This window comes from Dyadobacter sediminis, from assembly GCF_005860765.1.
Lineage (GTDB): Bacteria > Bacteroidota > Bacteroidia > Cytophagales > Spirosomataceae > Dyadobacter > Dyadobacter sediminis.
On sequence record NZ_VCEI01000025.1, the window covers coordinates 44,165 to 59,366 of the forward strand.

13 protein-coding genes are annotated in these 15,202 nt (G+C 43.6%); 7 read left to right on the forward strand and 6 right to left on the reverse strand.

What is annotated here, in order from left to right:
* Positions 1 to 224 precede the first annotated feature (224 nt).
* Complete coding sequence (locus FEM55_RS12630) at positions 225 to 623, forward strand: LytR/AlgR family response regulator transcription factor (RefSeq protein WP_229209234.1); 399 nt, start codon at positions 225 to 227, stop codon at positions 621 to 623.
* Positions 624 to 718: 95 nt separating this feature from the next.
* Here FEM55_RS12630 and FEM55_RS12635 read toward each other — a convergent pair whose 3' ends face one another.
* Positions 719 to 1,438, reverse strand: coding sequence for a porin family protein (locus tag FEM55_RS12635; protein ID WP_138281742.1), 720 nt, complete (start codon positions 1,436 to 1,438; stop codon positions 719 to 721).
* A gap of 166 nt (positions 1,439 to 1,604) precedes the next feature.
* Between FEM55_RS12635 and radA the strand changes: the two genes are divergently transcribed.
* The gene (radA, locus tag FEM55_RS12640) at positions 1,605 to 2,978 is read left to right on the forward strand and encodes a DNA repair protein RadA (protein ID WP_138281743.1); all 1,374 of its coding nucleotides are present in this window, start codon (positions 1,605 to 1,607) and stop codon (positions 2,976 to 2,978) included.
* A gap of 42 nt (positions 2,979 to 3,020) precedes the next feature.
* Here the strand turns inward: radA and FEM55_RS12645 are convergent, their stop codons facing one another.
* Positions 3,021 to 3,935 carry a DUF58 domain-containing protein gene (locus FEM55_RS12645; RefSeq protein ID WP_138281744.1) on the reverse strand — a complete coding sequence of 305 codons (915 nt, stop codon included), beginning with the start codon at positions 3,933 to 3,935 and terminating at the stop codon, positions 3,021 to 3,023.
* 10 nt (positions 3,936 to 3,945) lie between these two features.
* A complete protein-coding gene (locus FEM55_RS12650; protein ID WP_138281745.1) occupies positions 3,946 to 4,398 on the reverse strand; it encodes a septal ring lytic transglycosylase RlpA family protein in 453 nt (150 codons plus the stop codon).
* A 265-nt stretch (positions 4,399 to 4,663) separates the two neighbouring features.
* Here FEM55_RS12650 and FEM55_RS12655 point away from each other — a divergent pair, with 265 nt between their 5' ends.
* On the forward strand, positions 4,664 to 4,984 hold the full coding sequence (locus tag FEM55_RS12655; protein WP_229204180.1) for a DUF3276 family protein: 321 nt from the start codon (positions 4,664 to 4,666) through the stop codon (positions 4,982 to 4,984).
* A gap of 160 nt (positions 4,985 to 5,144) precedes the next feature.
* Complete coding sequence (gene ychF / locus FEM55_RS12660; RefSeq protein WP_138281746.1) at positions 5,145 to 6,245, forward strand: redox-regulated ATPase YchF; 1,101 nt, start codon at positions 5,145 to 5,147, stop codon at positions 6,243 to 6,245.
* Between the two features lie 69 nt (positions 6,246 to 6,314).
* Here ychF and FEM55_RS12665 read toward each other — a convergent pair whose 3' ends face one another.
* Both FEM55_RS12665 and FEM55_RS12670 read right to left on the reverse strand, forming a co-directional pair.
* Positions 6,315 to 6,710 (reverse strand): hypothetical protein, encoded by a 396-nt coding sequence (locus FEM55_RS12665; protein ID WP_138281747.1) that lies wholly within the window; start codon positions 6,708 to 6,710, stop codon positions 6,315 to 6,317.
* A gap of 37 nt (positions 6,711 to 6,747) precedes the next feature.
* On the reverse strand, positions 6,748 to 8,031 hold the full coding sequence (locus FEM55_RS12670) for a type IX secretion system plug protein (RefSeq protein ID WP_138281748.1): 1,284 nt from the start codon (positions 8,029 to 8,031) through the stop codon (positions 6,748 to 6,750).
* Between the two features lie 127 nt (positions 8,032 to 8,158).
* On the opposite strand from FEM55_RS12670, the gene FEM55_RS12675 reads away from it, so the two are divergent.
* Positions 8,159 to 8,722 (forward strand): Uma2 family endonuclease, encoded by a 564-nt coding sequence (locus tag FEM55_RS12675; RefSeq protein ID WP_229209235.1) that lies wholly within the window; start codon positions 8,159 to 8,161, stop codon positions 8,720 to 8,722.
* 63 nt (positions 8,723 to 8,785) lie between these two features.
* Here the strand turns inward: FEM55_RS12675 and FEM55_RS12680 are convergent, their stop codons facing one another.
* The gene (locus FEM55_RS12680) at positions 8,786 to 10,744 is read right to left on the reverse strand and encodes an ABC-F family ATP-binding cassette domain-containing protein (RefSeq protein ID WP_138281750.1); all 1,959 of its coding nucleotides are present in this window, start codon (positions 10,742 to 10,744) and stop codon (positions 8,786 to 8,788) included.
* Between the two features lie 109 nt (positions 10,745 to 10,853).
* Here FEM55_RS12680 and FEM55_RS12685 point away from each other — a divergent pair, with 109 nt between their 5' ends.
* Together FEM55_RS12685 and FEM55_RS12690 are read left to right on the forward strand one after the other, a co-directional pair.
* Positions 10,854 to 11,438 carry a precorrin-2 dehydrogenase/sirohydrochlorin ferrochelatase family protein gene (locus FEM55_RS12685; RefSeq protein ID WP_138281751.1) on the forward strand — a complete coding sequence of 195 codons (585 nt, stop codon included), beginning with the start codon at positions 10,854 to 10,856 and terminating at the stop codon, positions 11,436 to 11,438.
* Positions 11,439 to 11,825: 387 nt separating this feature from the next.
* Positions 11,826 to 15,152 carry a SusC/RagA family TonB-linked outer membrane protein gene (locus FEM55_RS12690; RefSeq protein WP_229209236.1) on the forward strand — a complete coding sequence of 1,109 codons (3,327 nt, stop codon included), beginning with the start codon at positions 11,826 to 11,828 and terminating at the stop codon, positions 15,150 to 15,152.
* The last annotated feature ends 50 nt before the right edge of the window (positions 15,153 to 15,202 follow it).

A 15,202-nucleotide genomic window follows, 5' to 3' on the forward strand; every position in this document is an offset into this window, starting at 1 on the left:
TTATGTCCGTTTCGGTGGACTTTGCTTCAAATCCATGGTTTCCGGAGTAGGTAAAATTACGTGTTTTAGTAAGTTCAGTTACGCCTTTTTGTAATGTTCATCCATGTTAAGTAATTGTAATTCAGCACATTGTTGATATGTAAGTATTTTTACGTATTTCTTACATTTAGGCTAAATGTTAATTTTGATACAAGAAACAAAAACATTTATTAGCCTTACTTAACATGAAAAATTTTACAAGTATCGTTCGCCCTAATCTGTCAGAAAAAAGCTTGAATGACAGCAAGGCTTCCATCTCGGTTCAGTCGATGGGCAGAACTGTTTTTTTGACTCCTGACGTAATCATCTTCCTGGAAGGTGAGGGAAACTATACGTATATATATACAAATACCGGGAAAAAATACCTGGTTTCAAGAACTTTAAAATCGCTTGCTGAACAATTGAATCCCAACTTCATGCGTGTACACAAATCGTACCTTGTGAATGTGGATTACGTTGTGGAACGTCTGGAAGATGACCGTCTGCTCAAATTATCCTGCGGAAAAGAAGTAGTGGTTTCTCGCCGTAAAATAAAAGAAATCACCGGATTGCTGGATCATTCCAACCTTCGTATCAGCGCGTAAGTCTTATAGTGAATTAAATTAGTGGGTTATTCATAAAAACAGCAGCCATCGCTTGATCGAAGGCTGCTTGTTTTGTTTTATAACCTTTATGAGTTTTATAGCAGCTTGAGCCCCAAAGTAACCTGCCACGAACTGATTTTCTGTTTTACGGACGCATTGCCTCCTCCAACGGACTGGCCATTTACCTGAAAAGAGGCAAGGTTTGTAAATGAGCCCTCTTTTCTTACATCCAGGCTTATATTTCCTATATCAATACCGGCACCGAGCTGATACCCGAAACTCGCTTCGGACAATGCATTGTTCAAATCCGAAGTATATTGTTTGAAAGCATCCCTTAAACGCTGATTGTCCCCGATCCTGAAAGAAGTAACCGGCCCCGCCAGAATCCGGATCGGCCCGCCTTTAAGCCCGATCAGCAACGGAACATCAATATTGCTGTATTTGATATCAACTGTTTTGCTTACTGGTTGTTCCCGATCCATTTGTACGATTTCAAAAGAGCCGCCTTTGGTAGAAACCAGTACTTCGGGCTGAATGAATATCGTACGGCCGAATCGCATATAAATTCCACCAACGGCACCTGTTCTTGTACTGAAGCTTTGTTTCAGATTATCCTTTACTTCCTTTCCATCATAGCCCAGATACGGGTTTCCGTTGTCGTCATAGCGTGTCGTAAAAACATCTCCCATCGTCAGGCGTGAAAGATTTACACCTCCCTTAATTCCAAATGCAAAGCCTTTTTTCTGCGCTTTCACGGTTGAAGCCGCAAAAATGCACAACAAACAGATGCAGGCTACTTTTTTCAGGATGTTCATGGATAATATCATTTTTTAAGTAAAACTGGATAATAACGCTGAAAGGAAGAAAACTGTACCTTGCCATTATTTTTTTTGAAATGATGGCCAAAACATGCGAATATTTGGATATTTATGTCTCGATTCTTGTTATTAATAAGCTAATCTAAATTATACTTTTCTACTTATGGCCAAAGCCAAAACAGCATATTTTTGCCAAGAATGCGGATATAATTCTCCTAAATGGGTGGGGCGCTGTCCGGCCTGCGGTGAATGGAATACGTTTGTTCAGGAAGTTATTGAAAAAGAAGATAAAAAGCCGACAGTCACTTTTAAAGGCGTAAACCTCGCTAGCCGGCCGCGGGCCATTGCCGAAATAGAATACGAGAACGAACCAAGAATTGAAACGCTTGATGGCGAACTGAACCGGGTTCTGGGCGGAGGTATCGTTCAGGGTTCTCTTGTGCTGATCGGCGGAGAACCTGGAATCGGAAAGTCTACGTTGATGCTTCAGATCGCTCTGACGCTTGCCAACAAAAAGGTTTTGTACGTCTCCGGTGAGGAATCGGAACAGCAGATTAAAATGCGGGCGGAAAGAATGACTTCCAAAAGTGACCGCTGCTATATTTTTACAGAAACGCATACACAGAATATTTTCCGGCAGATTGAAGATTTCCAGCCCGAAATCCTGATCGTGGATTCCATTCAGACGATGCAATCGACATACATTGAATCGGGTGCGGGGAGTGTCTCACAGGTGCGGGAATGTACGGCGGAATTCATGAAATATGCAAAGGAAACGGGTGTTCCCGTATTTCTGATCGGCCATATCACCAAAGACGGCTCGCTTGCAGGTCCAAAAGTGCTGGAACATATGGTGGATACCGTTTTGCAGTTTGAAGGTGACCGGCATAATACGTATCGGATTTTACGTACCATTAAAAACCGCTTCGGCAGTACTTCCGAACTCGGAATTTATGAAATGCTGGGCTCCGGTCTCCGGCAGGTAAGCAATCCGTCCGAAATCCTTATTTCTCAGCGCGACGAACCCGTCAGCGGAATTGCGATCGGCTCCATGATGGAAGGCAACAGGCCGCTGCTCGTTGAAATCCAGTCGCTTGTGAGTGTGGCTACTTACGGAACGCCGCAGCGGAGCAGTACGGGTTTTGACGCCAAGCGGCTGCAGATGCTGCTTGCCGTACTTGAAAAACGCGGCGGGTTCCGGCTGGGCGTGCAGGATGTTTTCCTGAATGTTGCCGGCGGGTTAAAAGTGGAAGATCCGGCTATAGACCTTGCCGTTGTGGCTTCCATTGTTTCATCTTATGAAGATAAATTCATTGCGCCGTCGGTCTGTTTTGCTGCCGAAGTCGGGCTGGGCGGTGAAGTGCGTGCGGTAAACCGGATTGAAAGCCGGATTTCAGAATCGGAAAAGCTGGGATTCAAGAAGATTTATATCTCGAAGTATAACAGCAAGGGACTGGATCTGAAAAAGTCAAAGATTGAGATTATTCCGGTCGCGCATTTGGATCAGTTATTTATGTCGCTCTTTCTGAATACCTGATCTTTATAATTACCAATGAAGTTTAAAAAAGCAGGACAAAAATTACCGCATTTTGGAGTGTTTTACCAGATATGCCATCAGAATCGGATCAAAGCCTTTGGCGATATCCGCTTCAATAAAGTCTATTTTGTACTGACCGCATTTTAATTTGAGTTGCTGGTAAAAATTGCCGACAAATTCCTTGTAAGAATCTCTGACCTGATCCGGCTGAACTTTTATTTTTTCGCCGGTTTCAAGGTCTATAAATTCGTAAGGCCGGTTTTCAAAAGAAAAATTCTCTTCGGTTTTCCGGTCGGTAACATGAAACAGAAGCACTTCATGCAGATTGTGCCGCAAATGCTGCAAAGCAGAAAAAATCTTGTCTGAATTTTCCAGATTGTCAAACATGTCACTGAAAATAACCACAAGCGAACGCTTATGAATTTTTTCTGCGATCTGATGGAGTACTTCAGAAACGGAAGTTTTGAGAAGCGGACGTCTGGACTGGAGCAGGTTTTCCAGTTCAAGCATGATTTTATGAACGTGCGAAGGCGTGGATTTTACAGCTGTCTGAATTTCAATGTTTTCGGAAAATGTACACAGGCTCACAGCATCTTTCTGTCTCTGCAACAAATAAGTCAGGCTGGCGGCAGCCATCACGCTGAATGTCATTTTGCCGTTATTTTCTTCCGGATAATACATGGAAGAAGATGTGTCCAGTAAAATATGGCAGCGCAGATTGGTTTCTTCTTCGTAGCGTTTTACATAAAGCCGGTCACTTTTTGCAAAAACTTTCCAGTCAATATTTCGGGTGGATTCGCCGGTATTATAAAGCTGGTGCTCGGCAAATTCGACAGAAAAGCCGTGGAATGGCGATTTGTGCAGGCCAGTAATAAATCCTTCAACCAGTTGCTTGGCAAGAAATTCCAGATTTCCGAATTCTCTTACTTTCGCTAAATCAAGCTGCCTGCTGCTCATCGGAAAGATTTTAATGCTTGGTTCTCATGGTTATTACCTTGCCGGATTTCGGATCTATGTCTTCATTGGAACCCAGTAAAACCATTCCTTCCATACCGACTACGCGAATCGAAACATTGGCAACGCCTTTTGCAATGATTCCAAGCAGTCTTGCGGCTTCCTTGCTGACATCAACTACACGGTTTTTGGAAAAAGGCCCCCGATCATTCACTCTTACGATTACTTTTTCATCGTTATCAAGATTCGTCACTTCCAGCATTGTATTAAGCGGATAACTCTTGTGAGCGGCAAGCAATTCGGTGCTGTTATGGACTTCACCAAATGAAGTTTTCTTGCCATTGAACCGGGTTGCGTAATACGATGCATTTCCGGTTTCCGTTTTGCCTAGTTTAACCTGAGCGAATGTGTCCGGCTGTGCAGCAAAAGCTAAAATGATGAGAATCAGAATACGATAATAAGTCATATCGCTGGATTTAGGTGAAACTGAATAAGGCTGAACAACCTTATATGGATCCTGTTTGCCCTGGAATTTCGCGGAATTTGAAACCCGGGAATTTCAAAAGTAATACAAAATTCGAAGAAACGTATAATTTTTAAGGTGAAAGTGCAAATCGGTGTGAAAATTTAAGATGTTCAATGCTAACAAATTGCTAATATCCCGAGGTTTTTTTGTTCGCAGCAATAAACTTTATATTTTAGCGTTTGAAAACCTATTTAAACTAATCATAGTGGAAGACAGAGAGCAAATCTACTCCAAAAGGGTCAGGGCAGGAAAACGGACTTACTTCTTCGATGTTCGCTCTACGCGATCCAACGATTATTATCTAACGATCACTGAAAGTCGCCGGCATCCTCAGGGCGATGGCTTTACGTACGAAAAACACAAGATGTTTTTGTACAAGGAAGACTTTGATAAGTTCGTAGATGCGTTAAAGGATGCAGTGGATCACGTCAAAACTGAGTTGATGCCAGAGGTTGACTTCTCTCAGTTCGAAACCAAAGCCGATGAAGTCGATGTAGTCGGAGAATCGGATCTTAAGTGGGATTAAAAAAATGATGCTAAAAATGGAAGCCTTCGCAATCTCTTACGAAGGCTTTTGGTTTTTGTACCCGCTAAATGGTAATTTTGTCAAAAATATCATTTAGCAGTCAGGAGTTCTTTGCCTGTGCATTGAAGATTGCCTGCTATTCACTGCATACCTTTATAATATGAGTCTTCAATGTGGGATTGTTGGATTGCCGAACGTAGGGAAATCCACTCTTTTTAATGCCATTTCTACCGGTAAAGCCGAAGCTGCAAATTATCCTTTCTGTACTATAGAACCGAACGTTGGCGTCGTTACAGTGCCGGACGAACGTCTGGATATTTTAACCGAACTGGTGAAGCCGCAGAAAGTAATACCGACCATCATAGAATTCGTCGATATAGCCGGGCTTGTGAAAGGCGCAAGCCAAGGCGCCGGTCTCGGAAATAAATTTCTGGCCAATATACGGGAAGTAGACGCCATCGTGCATGTTGTACGCTGTTTTCAGGATGAAAATGTCGTGCACGTCGAAGGACGTGTCGATCCGGTTTTTGACAAGGAAATTATTGATATCGAACTTCAGCTGAAAGATCTTGAATCTATAGAAAAGAAAATCCAGCGTACCGAAAAAGGAGCCAGAGCCGGTGATGCCAAAGCAAAAGCAGAACTGGAATGGCTGAAAAAGTACAAGGAAACACTCGAAGCCGGCAAGAATGCAAGAAGCCTGCAAATTGACGAGGAAACCAAAGAAGCTGTAATCGGCGATCTGCAGTTGCTTACGGCGAAGCCGGTTTTGTACGTTGCCAATGTGGACGAAGGTTCCATGCTTACCGGAAACGAATATTCCGAGAAGTTGAAAGAAGCTGTAAAGCATGAAGGTGCTGATGTCATAATCCTTTGTGCCGCCATCGAATCGCAGATCTCGGAAATCGAAGATCCGGAAGAGCATGCCATGTTTTTGGGTGAATACGGGCTGGAAGAATCGGGATTGAGCAAACTGATCAAAGCTTCGTATGCGCTTTTGAATCTGATTACTTATTTTACAGCGGGCGTTAAGGAAGTGCGCGCGTGGACGATTGTAAAAGGCTGGAAAGCACCGCAGGCGGCCGGCGTAATCCATAGTGATTTTGAAAAAGGGTTTATCCGAGCAGAAGTAATCAAAATTGCCGATTACGAACAATATAAAACGGAAGCAGGTGTAAAGGAAGTTGGGAAAATGGCCGTTGAAGGCAAAGAGTACGTTGTTGCAGATGGCGACATCATGCATTTCCGGTTCAATGTATAAGCCTATATATTCAGCCTATATACAAGAAAGGAGCAGCTTTGGCGCTGCTCCTTTCTTATTGATATAAAGTCAGTCCTCCTGAAAATCGGCAAGGTCATTGTATATAACGGCGCGCAAGGTCTTGGCCATTCTCAAAATGGAATCCACGCGGTAATGCGCTTTTTTAAGAACTTCGGCATTTAATCCTTCACGGACAAGCCGGGCAAAAATTTCTCTCAGGCAAAAAAGCTGATCAATGTTTACGGAAAAGTCTTCAACGATATACATCTGAAATCCGCGGTCTTCAGGATTGGAGAAGTATAAAACAAGGTACAGGTCTTCTTTTTCGTAAAATGAAATTACATGACCGCGCTCAAAATCCGAGGGCATTTCTTCATGGTCTGCAAGGAAATCAACGATCAGACTTTCATCATTGGTAATCCATAAATGCGGAGCAAGGCAAGTCTTCTTTGGAAGTAATTTCATAACGAGCAATTTAGTTGTCAGAAAATCCTTTACAGATTTACCTTCTTCGGTTCCATTCTACTGTTCTGTAACCAACCAGAAGATCGGCGCGGCCAGCTGGCGGACGGTGATAAACCAGGATATCATAATCGTTTTCTGTGGGTGCATAATTGCCTTCAATGTAGGCTTCATCCGCTTTTGCACCCGCTTCTTTCACCATCGTATAGTCATAATTGATCACGCCTTGTTTTAGCATGATTTCCACTTCGTAGGCATTTGTAACCGGATTGTAAGTCATCCGGTTGCGGTCGTTCAGCTGCCAGAGATTAAAAGCACCGTTTACATAAAACTCTGTGCCGGGCTCCTCCGGAATGTGCAAGTTAAAGAGCACCGGCGTATAATCAGCCTCAATGCTTCCCCGTCCGGATTCCTTTTGATCCACAACATACTGGCCGTTAAAATCATCAATCTGAATGTAAGAACCGTTAGAGCGGAACTTGTCGGGAAAAAGGATCAGTCTTGTAAATGCATCGGTTCTTTCAATTTCCGTAATCCCGTATCCGCGTCCGGTCAGCGAACGACTGTCAAAGTAGCGGAATTCATTGCCGCCGGGAAACGTATTTTCGAGGTCAAAAAAGGCATATTCAAGAATCTGGTCAAAAGGCCTTACATTGGTTGGCTTGAAACCTGAGCGGATCTGATCCCAGCGAAAGTTTTTTCTCAAAACAACTTTCAGGTCAGTCTGCGGCGCATTCAGGGGATACCCTTTGTAATCAATGTTAAAATCAATCTGCTGGTCTGTAAACTGCTGCTGGATACCTTGTGAAAAGCGTGCTTTCGCATCAATATTTACCCGGTTTTCATACAGCATAAACCGTCGGCTCAGAACGACTTTCCGACCGCGCTCGGCATATACATAAACTACATAATTGCCAGATAATTTCAGTTTGGGTAATTCAAGCCGGTAATGAAAATACGGCACTTTGGTGCTGAAAGACTGTTCGGAACTGTGGATCGGGTATTCATTGTACTCAAAAGTAAACTCAATGTCATTCAGGTTGGACTTGCTCCAGTCCGCATTGCAATGGATAATTTTTGCGCGATAACCTTCAAACTGACCGGAAAGATCATCAAATTCAAGAACAAGCGGAGCATCGCTGTTCAGCGGTTTGATAGCGGGCGTTAAAAGTCGTGCAGGATTTTCCGGATCTTCAAGTGCGGGATAAAGCAATACCGTTTTGATTTGCTCATTGTAAATGTGATCCTCAAGGCGGACATTTTGTGCATTTGTAAATGATGCTAACAAACAGGATATTACGCAAAGCAGAAGTAATAAACGCATAACAGATTTTTAAGATATTAACGTTACTATTTAATGAAAGGTACGTATAGTTAATAAAAGGTATTTGATGAGAATTAATTATTTTTGTTTTAACTGCTACGTATAAATGTCTGCACAACCTATTAAAATGTATTCAGAAAAAGAATATCTCGAGCTGGAAAGGGAAGCACCGTACAAAAGCGAGTATTACCGCGGTGAAATTTTTGCAATGGCCGGAGCCGGTCATAATCACAACCGCATTGTAGAAAACCTGTCCGGCGAATGTTATATTATGTTCAAAGGCAAATCCTGCCGGACTTATTCCAGCGACCAGCGGCTGCATATTCCTGCGAATGGTATTTACACTTATCCTGACCTGTTAATTGTATGCGGCAAAAACGAATTTCTGGATGCAAAAAAAGATACGATCCTGAATCCGAGCGTAATTATCGAGGTACTTTCCGAAAGTACTGCCGCTTATGACCGGGGTGAAAAATTCCATTTCTACCGCAGCATTCCTTCGTTGTCGGAATATGTTCTGATCAACTCCCAATCCGTAGCGGCTGAAGTTTTCAGGAAAGATGAACAGGGAACATGGTTTCTGGCTTCCGAAGCTTATAATTCAGATGAAAGTATTCGTTTACAAAGCGTAGATTTAAGTTTGAAGCTGTCGGATATCTACGCTGAAACAGAGGATTTGATCAATGGCTGATTCAATATAAATAGCGGATATATAGTAAAAAAGAAGACCGCCGGATCTCCTTTTTTACTTAGATTATTTGCCTGCCAGCTCGTCGACTTCAAGCATGAGGTTTTCCCACGTTTCGGTACTTTGTTCCAATTTCTTTTTAATGTCTGAATAAGAAAAGTTCAGTTCGGCAAGCGCAGCATTGTCGTTGTAGATTTTCGGATCGGCCAGTTTCGTTTCCGTTTCTGTCTTCTTTATTTCAAGATTTTCAATACTCGCTTCCAGTTCTTCAATCTGCTTCTGTACCTTTTTCAGTTTCTGGGCATCTTCATTGGAAACCGGCTTTCCGTTGCTTTTCTGAGCATTGCTGCTGGCTGCTGGCTGCGGGTTGCTCTTCACTTGCGGCGGCGCGCTGCTCACAACTGCTTTTTCACTGACAGCAGACTGCAATCCGCGTTCTTCCACCCAGATTTCATATTCCTCATACGTGCCCGGATATTCTTTTATCTTGTGATCTTCAATATACCAGATTTTGTTGGCTATGTTTTCAACAAAATAACGGTCGTGAGAAACGACAATATAGCTGCCTTCATACTGCTGCAATGCCTGAATAAGGATATTTACCGATTGCATGTCAAGGTGGTTCGTAGGCTCATCCAGAAGCAGAAAATTGGCTTGTGAAAGCAATACTTTGGCCAGTGCAACCCGTGATTTTTCACCTCCTGAAAGCACCTTGATTTTCTTGAACACGTCATCGCCCGAAAAAAGGAAGCAGCCAAGAACAGTCCTTAACTCGGTTTCTGTTTTGTTCGGATTGGCGTATTTAAGTTCTTCGATCAGGTTATGCTGTACATTCAGTGATTCCAGCTGATGCTGTGCATAAAATGTAAAAGATACATTATGTCCGAGTCTTCTTTTTCCTTCAATGGGCTCCGTTCCTGCAACAACGCGCAGAACCGTTGACTTTCCTCGTCCGTTTGCCCCGATCAAAGCAATCTTGTCGCCCCGTTCCATGCTGATGTTCGTGCTGTCCAGAATGACTTTGTCACCGTAAGCCTTGGACGCATCTTCCAGCTGGAAAACATGTCTTCCCGGCTGTGTTGTAAACTGAAAGCGGAAATGGACTTTTGCATTTTCATCCACTACCTGATCCACAACTTCCATTTTGTCCAATGCTTTTACACGGCTCTGAACCTGGCGGGATTTGGTTGCTTTTGCTTTAAAACGTTCAATGAAACGTTCCGTCTGGCGGATTTTAGCCTGCTGGTTTTCATATGCACCGCGCTGGATTTCATTGCGTTCTTCTTTTTCCTCCAGATAGTAAGAATAGTTTCCCGCGTAATAATTCAGCTTGCCGCCTGAAACCTCAACGGTTGTATCAATGGTATTATCCAGAAACTGCCTGTCGTGAGAAACCACAATCACAGCGCCTTCATAACTCTGCACATATTTTTCTACCCATTGAATAGAAGGCAAGTCAAGGTGGTTGGTCGGCTCATCGAGCATCAGCAGCGAAGGCTTTTGCAAAAGCAGCTTGGCAAGCATGACGCGCATGCGCCATCCTCCTGAAAACAGCCTAAGCGGCCGGTGAAGGTCATCTGTCGAAAATCCCAGACCTTCCAGAATGGCTTCGGCTTTGGACTGAATGGTATAACCGTCCAGCGCGTCAAATTCATCCTGAACTTTGGCCAGCTTGTCAACAAGTGCATCCGTGTAGTTATGCTCCATATCGTGCAGGATCTTGTCAATCTGAATCTGAAGCTGGTTCTGGCGTTCAAACGCCTGCATGGCTACGGAAAGAATCGAATCGTCACTTTGGTAAGAAAGCAGGTCCTGATTCAGAAATCCGATGGTGCAGTCGCCTGCTTTGGAGATATTTCCGCCGTCAGGCTGGAATTCTCCGTTTATCATTCTGAGGAGCGTTGACTTTCCGGTGCCGTTCAGGCCGATAAGGCCGATTTTCTGTTTGGGCTTGATATGCAGCGAAGCACCGTCATAAAGCGCACGGTCGCCAAGAAAGTAACTGAGGTTTGTAATCGCGATCATACCGCAAAGGTACGGGGAAAGATGGAGATAGTAAAAGTGTAGTTGTTGGAATAGTTATAAAGTAACAGGTACGGTGCAGTATTTGCAAGTTTTCATGTAAATTTGGTATATGAACCATTTGTTTCCCATATTCCTGAAACTTGAAAACCTGCATACGCTCCTTGTCGGCGGCGGTTATGTCGGCCTGGAAAAACTGACGGCTGTTCTGGATAATTCCCCGATGGCAAAAGTCACTTTGGTTTCGCCCGAAATCAAGAAGGAAATCCTGGATATAGCTGAGCAGAATTCACGGATTAATTTAATCCTGCGCCGGTTTGAAGATGAAGATCTTTCAGGAAAAGACCTCGTGATTGTGGCTACAAACGACAAGGAGGAAAATAAAAGGATATGGGAACTGGCGCGGACCAAACATATACTGGCCAATGTGGCCGATACGCCTGCCATTTGCGACTTTTATCTTTCGTCCGTCGTCCGTAAAGGAAATCTGAAAGTCGCCATTTCAACCAACGGCATGTCGCCGACTTTTGCCAAACGCCTGAAAGAAGTGCTTGGCGATGCGCTTCCGGATAATTTGGATACGGCAATGGAACAGCTGAAAGCGGTAAGGGATATGCTGAAAGGCGATTTTGCATACAAAGTAGAAGAACTGAACCGCATTACAGCCGTATTGACCACAAAAAACAATGCCGGCTAACGGATTTTATATTCGTCGGCTAAAAAATACCTTACTTTTTTAAAGTGTCTGTAATTCCCTGAAATGTTGTAAAATACGCACGTTGTGAGTACAATAATTCAGGGTTTTGCATTGTTTTAAATTAAAACTGGTCACATTTGCCGGCCTCTCCACCTCAGTAATTTATTCTGCGTACTTTAGTCATTACCGACTACGGCTATTTTATTTTTTTGTGTAAATGCTATTGAAAAGGTATATCGACATTCCTGTTAAAATACTTTTCGTTTTTTACCTTGATAATTCGTATTATTGAATTCATGATTATTTAAAGCCCGTTAATCCAGAGTCAGACTTATACTTATTTATATGGATGTTTTTTATCGGATCAGTGGCCTGAATCGGCTTCTAGTGCTGTGCTTAAGTTTAATTCTCCTCCAGCTTTCTTTTCCTGCATTTTCATTGCCTCTGGCGGCTATTGATGTGAAAGGCGTTGTCAAAAGCAGTTCCGGTGAATTGCTGATTGGTTCTACAATCCGCGTAAAAGGAACGCAGCAGGGAACCGTCAGTAATGAAAAGGGTGAATTCGTACTTACAGGTGTGAGCGAAGGTGCTACGCTGGTGATATCGATGATCGGGTTTTTACCGAAAGAAGTAAAAGCTGCCCGAAGCCTGAGTATCGAACTTGCCGAAGATGCCGTTGGTCTTCAGGATGTCGTGGTTACGGGTTTTCAGCAAATTGACAAGGATAAATTTACCGGTTCGGCCGTCACCCTTAAAACGGACGATGTGAAAATCGATGGTCTGCCGGATGTAAGCCGCATGCTGGAAGGCCGCGCTGCGGGTGTTTCCATTCAGAACGTTTCCGGTACTTTCGGCGCAGCGCCGAAAGTAAGGATCCGGGGCGCCACTTCACTGAACGGCGACAACAAGCCTTTGTGGGTTGTGGACGGCGTTGTGCTGGAAGATATCGTCAATATTTCCAATGACCAGCTTTCCAGCGGCGACCCGACTACTTTGCTTGGTTCTGCCGTTGCAGGGATCAATCCCAATGATATTGAAACCTTTGATATTCTGAAAGACGCGGCAGCGGCGGCATTATATGGTGCACGCGCCATGAACGGCGTTATTGTTATTACAACCAAGCGCGGTAAAAGCGGCAAGCCGGTTATTACTTATTCCGGTAATTTCAGTACGCAGCTGACGCCTTCTTACAGGAATTTCAATATCCTGAATTCGGCTCAGCAAATGTCGGTTCTGGGCGAGCTGGAAAGAAAAGGTTATTTGACTTCTTCCATTTTGTCCAAGCCTGATTATGGTATTTATGGTAAATATTACAACTCTTTAACCGGTGATAACGAGGGAAATTTTCCGATAGCAAACACGCCGGAAGCAAAAAGAGATTTTCTTCTCGGATATGCAAAAGTTAATACAGACTGGTTTGACGTGCTTTTCAAGCAGAACTTAATTCAGGAGCATTCAGTAAGTGTTTCTTTCGGAACCGATAAATCAAATTCTTATTTTTCAACTAGTTATCTGGATGATAGCGGCTGGACGATTGCCGATAAAGTAAAAAGGTATACGCTTAACTTTAAAAATACGTACAATCTTACCGACAAAATTACCCTAGTGACTTCCACGCTGGCATCCGTCCGAAGGCAGCAGGTGCCGGGTTCGGTAAACCGCAGAAGCAATCCGGTCGAAGGCAAATTTGACCGGGATTTCGACATAAATCCATTCAGTTATGCACTCAACACCAGCCGTACGCTCACTGCGTATGATGAAAACGGTAATCTTGAGTTTTTTAGAAGAAATTTTGCTCCGTTCAACATTGTTCACGAACTGGCAAATAACAAGATCAATCTGAATCTGGTGGATATCAAATTACAGGGAGAATTGTCCTACAAAATTACGGATCATCTGACTTACGATTTTCTGGGTGCATTGCGCTACACACAAACCGGGCGCGAGCATATCATTACGGAGAATTCAAATATGGCAAATGCGTATCGTGCAGCAGACAATTCAACGATTGCAGCAGCCAACAAGTACCTTTATACCGATCCTGACGTGCCCAATGCAAATCCGGTTGTCGTATTGCCGAGCGGTGGTTTTTACAACCGGAATGAAGATCAGATGCTGTTTTATAACATCCGTAACAACTTGAGATACAATCGCACTTTCGCTGCGCGGCATGCGGTTAACTTGCTTGCAGGTTCTGAAATCAAATATACAAACCGGCAGAACTCAAATAATACAGGCTACGGATTTCAGTATGATCAGGGCGGAACGCCGTTTGTGGATTACCGGATTCTGAAGCAGACGATTGAAAGCAATTTTCAATATTACGGCATGAAGATGGATTACGAACGGTTTGCAGCATTTTATGGAAGTGCCGGCTACACGCTCGATGACAAGTACAACTTTACAGGTTACATTCGCTACGACGGTTCCAACGGATTTGGGAAATCGGCAAGGGCCCGCTGGCTGCCAACTTATACCGTTGCGGGATCGTGGAATTTTGACCGTGAAAATTTCTTCAAGAACTTCAAATGGCTGAGCATGGGACGCCTTCGTGCAAGCTACGGGCTTTCTGCGGATACAGGTCCGGCAACGAATACAGCCGTTTTGTTTCAGAGCATTATTACAAGAAGGCCGTATACCGACGAAAAAGAATCGGCAACGCAGCTGGCTTCTTTGGAAAATACGGAGCTTACGTGGGAAAAACTTTACAGCGGCAACGTAGGAATGGATTTGGGATTTCTTTCCAATCGCATTAATCTGTCTGTAGACGGCTATATTCGAAACAGTTTCGATCTGATTGATGAAATCAGAACGTCGGGAATCGGCGGACAGATTAATAAAGTCGCCAACTATGCTGATATGGAATCGCATGGCGTTGACCTTTCGCTGGACGGCGTGCTTTTCAAAAATAAAGACTGGGATTTCCGGTCCAGAATTACTGTTGGCTATGCTAAAACACGGATAACCAAAGTGGACAACAGCCCGAATATTTTTGAACTTGTGAAAGCCGAGGGCGCCAATGTGCAGGGAAGGCCGGTAAGAAGTTTGTTTTCCATCGATTTCAAATCGCTTGATCCAAAAACAGGCGTTCCGATTTTTGTAAACGAAAACGGAGAAGTCAATTCGGATGTATATCTGCAGGATCAGAATCTGAGATATTTAAAATACGAAGGCCCGGTGGATCCGCCGATTACAGGCGGTTTCAATAATACGCTTACATACAAGGATTTTACATTAAATGTATTTCTGACTTATCAGGCCGGAAACAAGATCAGGATGAACCCGTTATACAAAGGTACGACGTCGAGCAGCAATGTATTCAGCGATCTGGATGCCATGCCAAGAGAATTTCTCGACCGTTGGGTACTGTCCGGAGAGGAGGCGAGCACAACAATCCCGAACATTAGCGATATGCTTGAACAGCAATATCTTTCAGGAACTTATCCGTATAATATTTTTAATTACTCCACAGAACGCGTTGCCAAAGGTGATTTTATTCGTCTTAAGTCTGTTTCGCTACTGTACCGAGTTCCGTTGCCGGTTGCAGCAAAAGCAGGTTTCAAAGCAGCCAGCATTCAGTTTTCATCGATCAATCCGTGGCTGATTTATGCGGACAAAAAGCTGAAAGGACAGGACCCCGAATTCTTTAATTCCGGAGGTGTTGCGCAGCCGATCCAGAAACAGTTTACCGTTGCCATCAAACTGACACTATAAAAAGCAAAACCGGGAATGTTGAAGTTCAGAATGATTTTAAGTATCTGCTA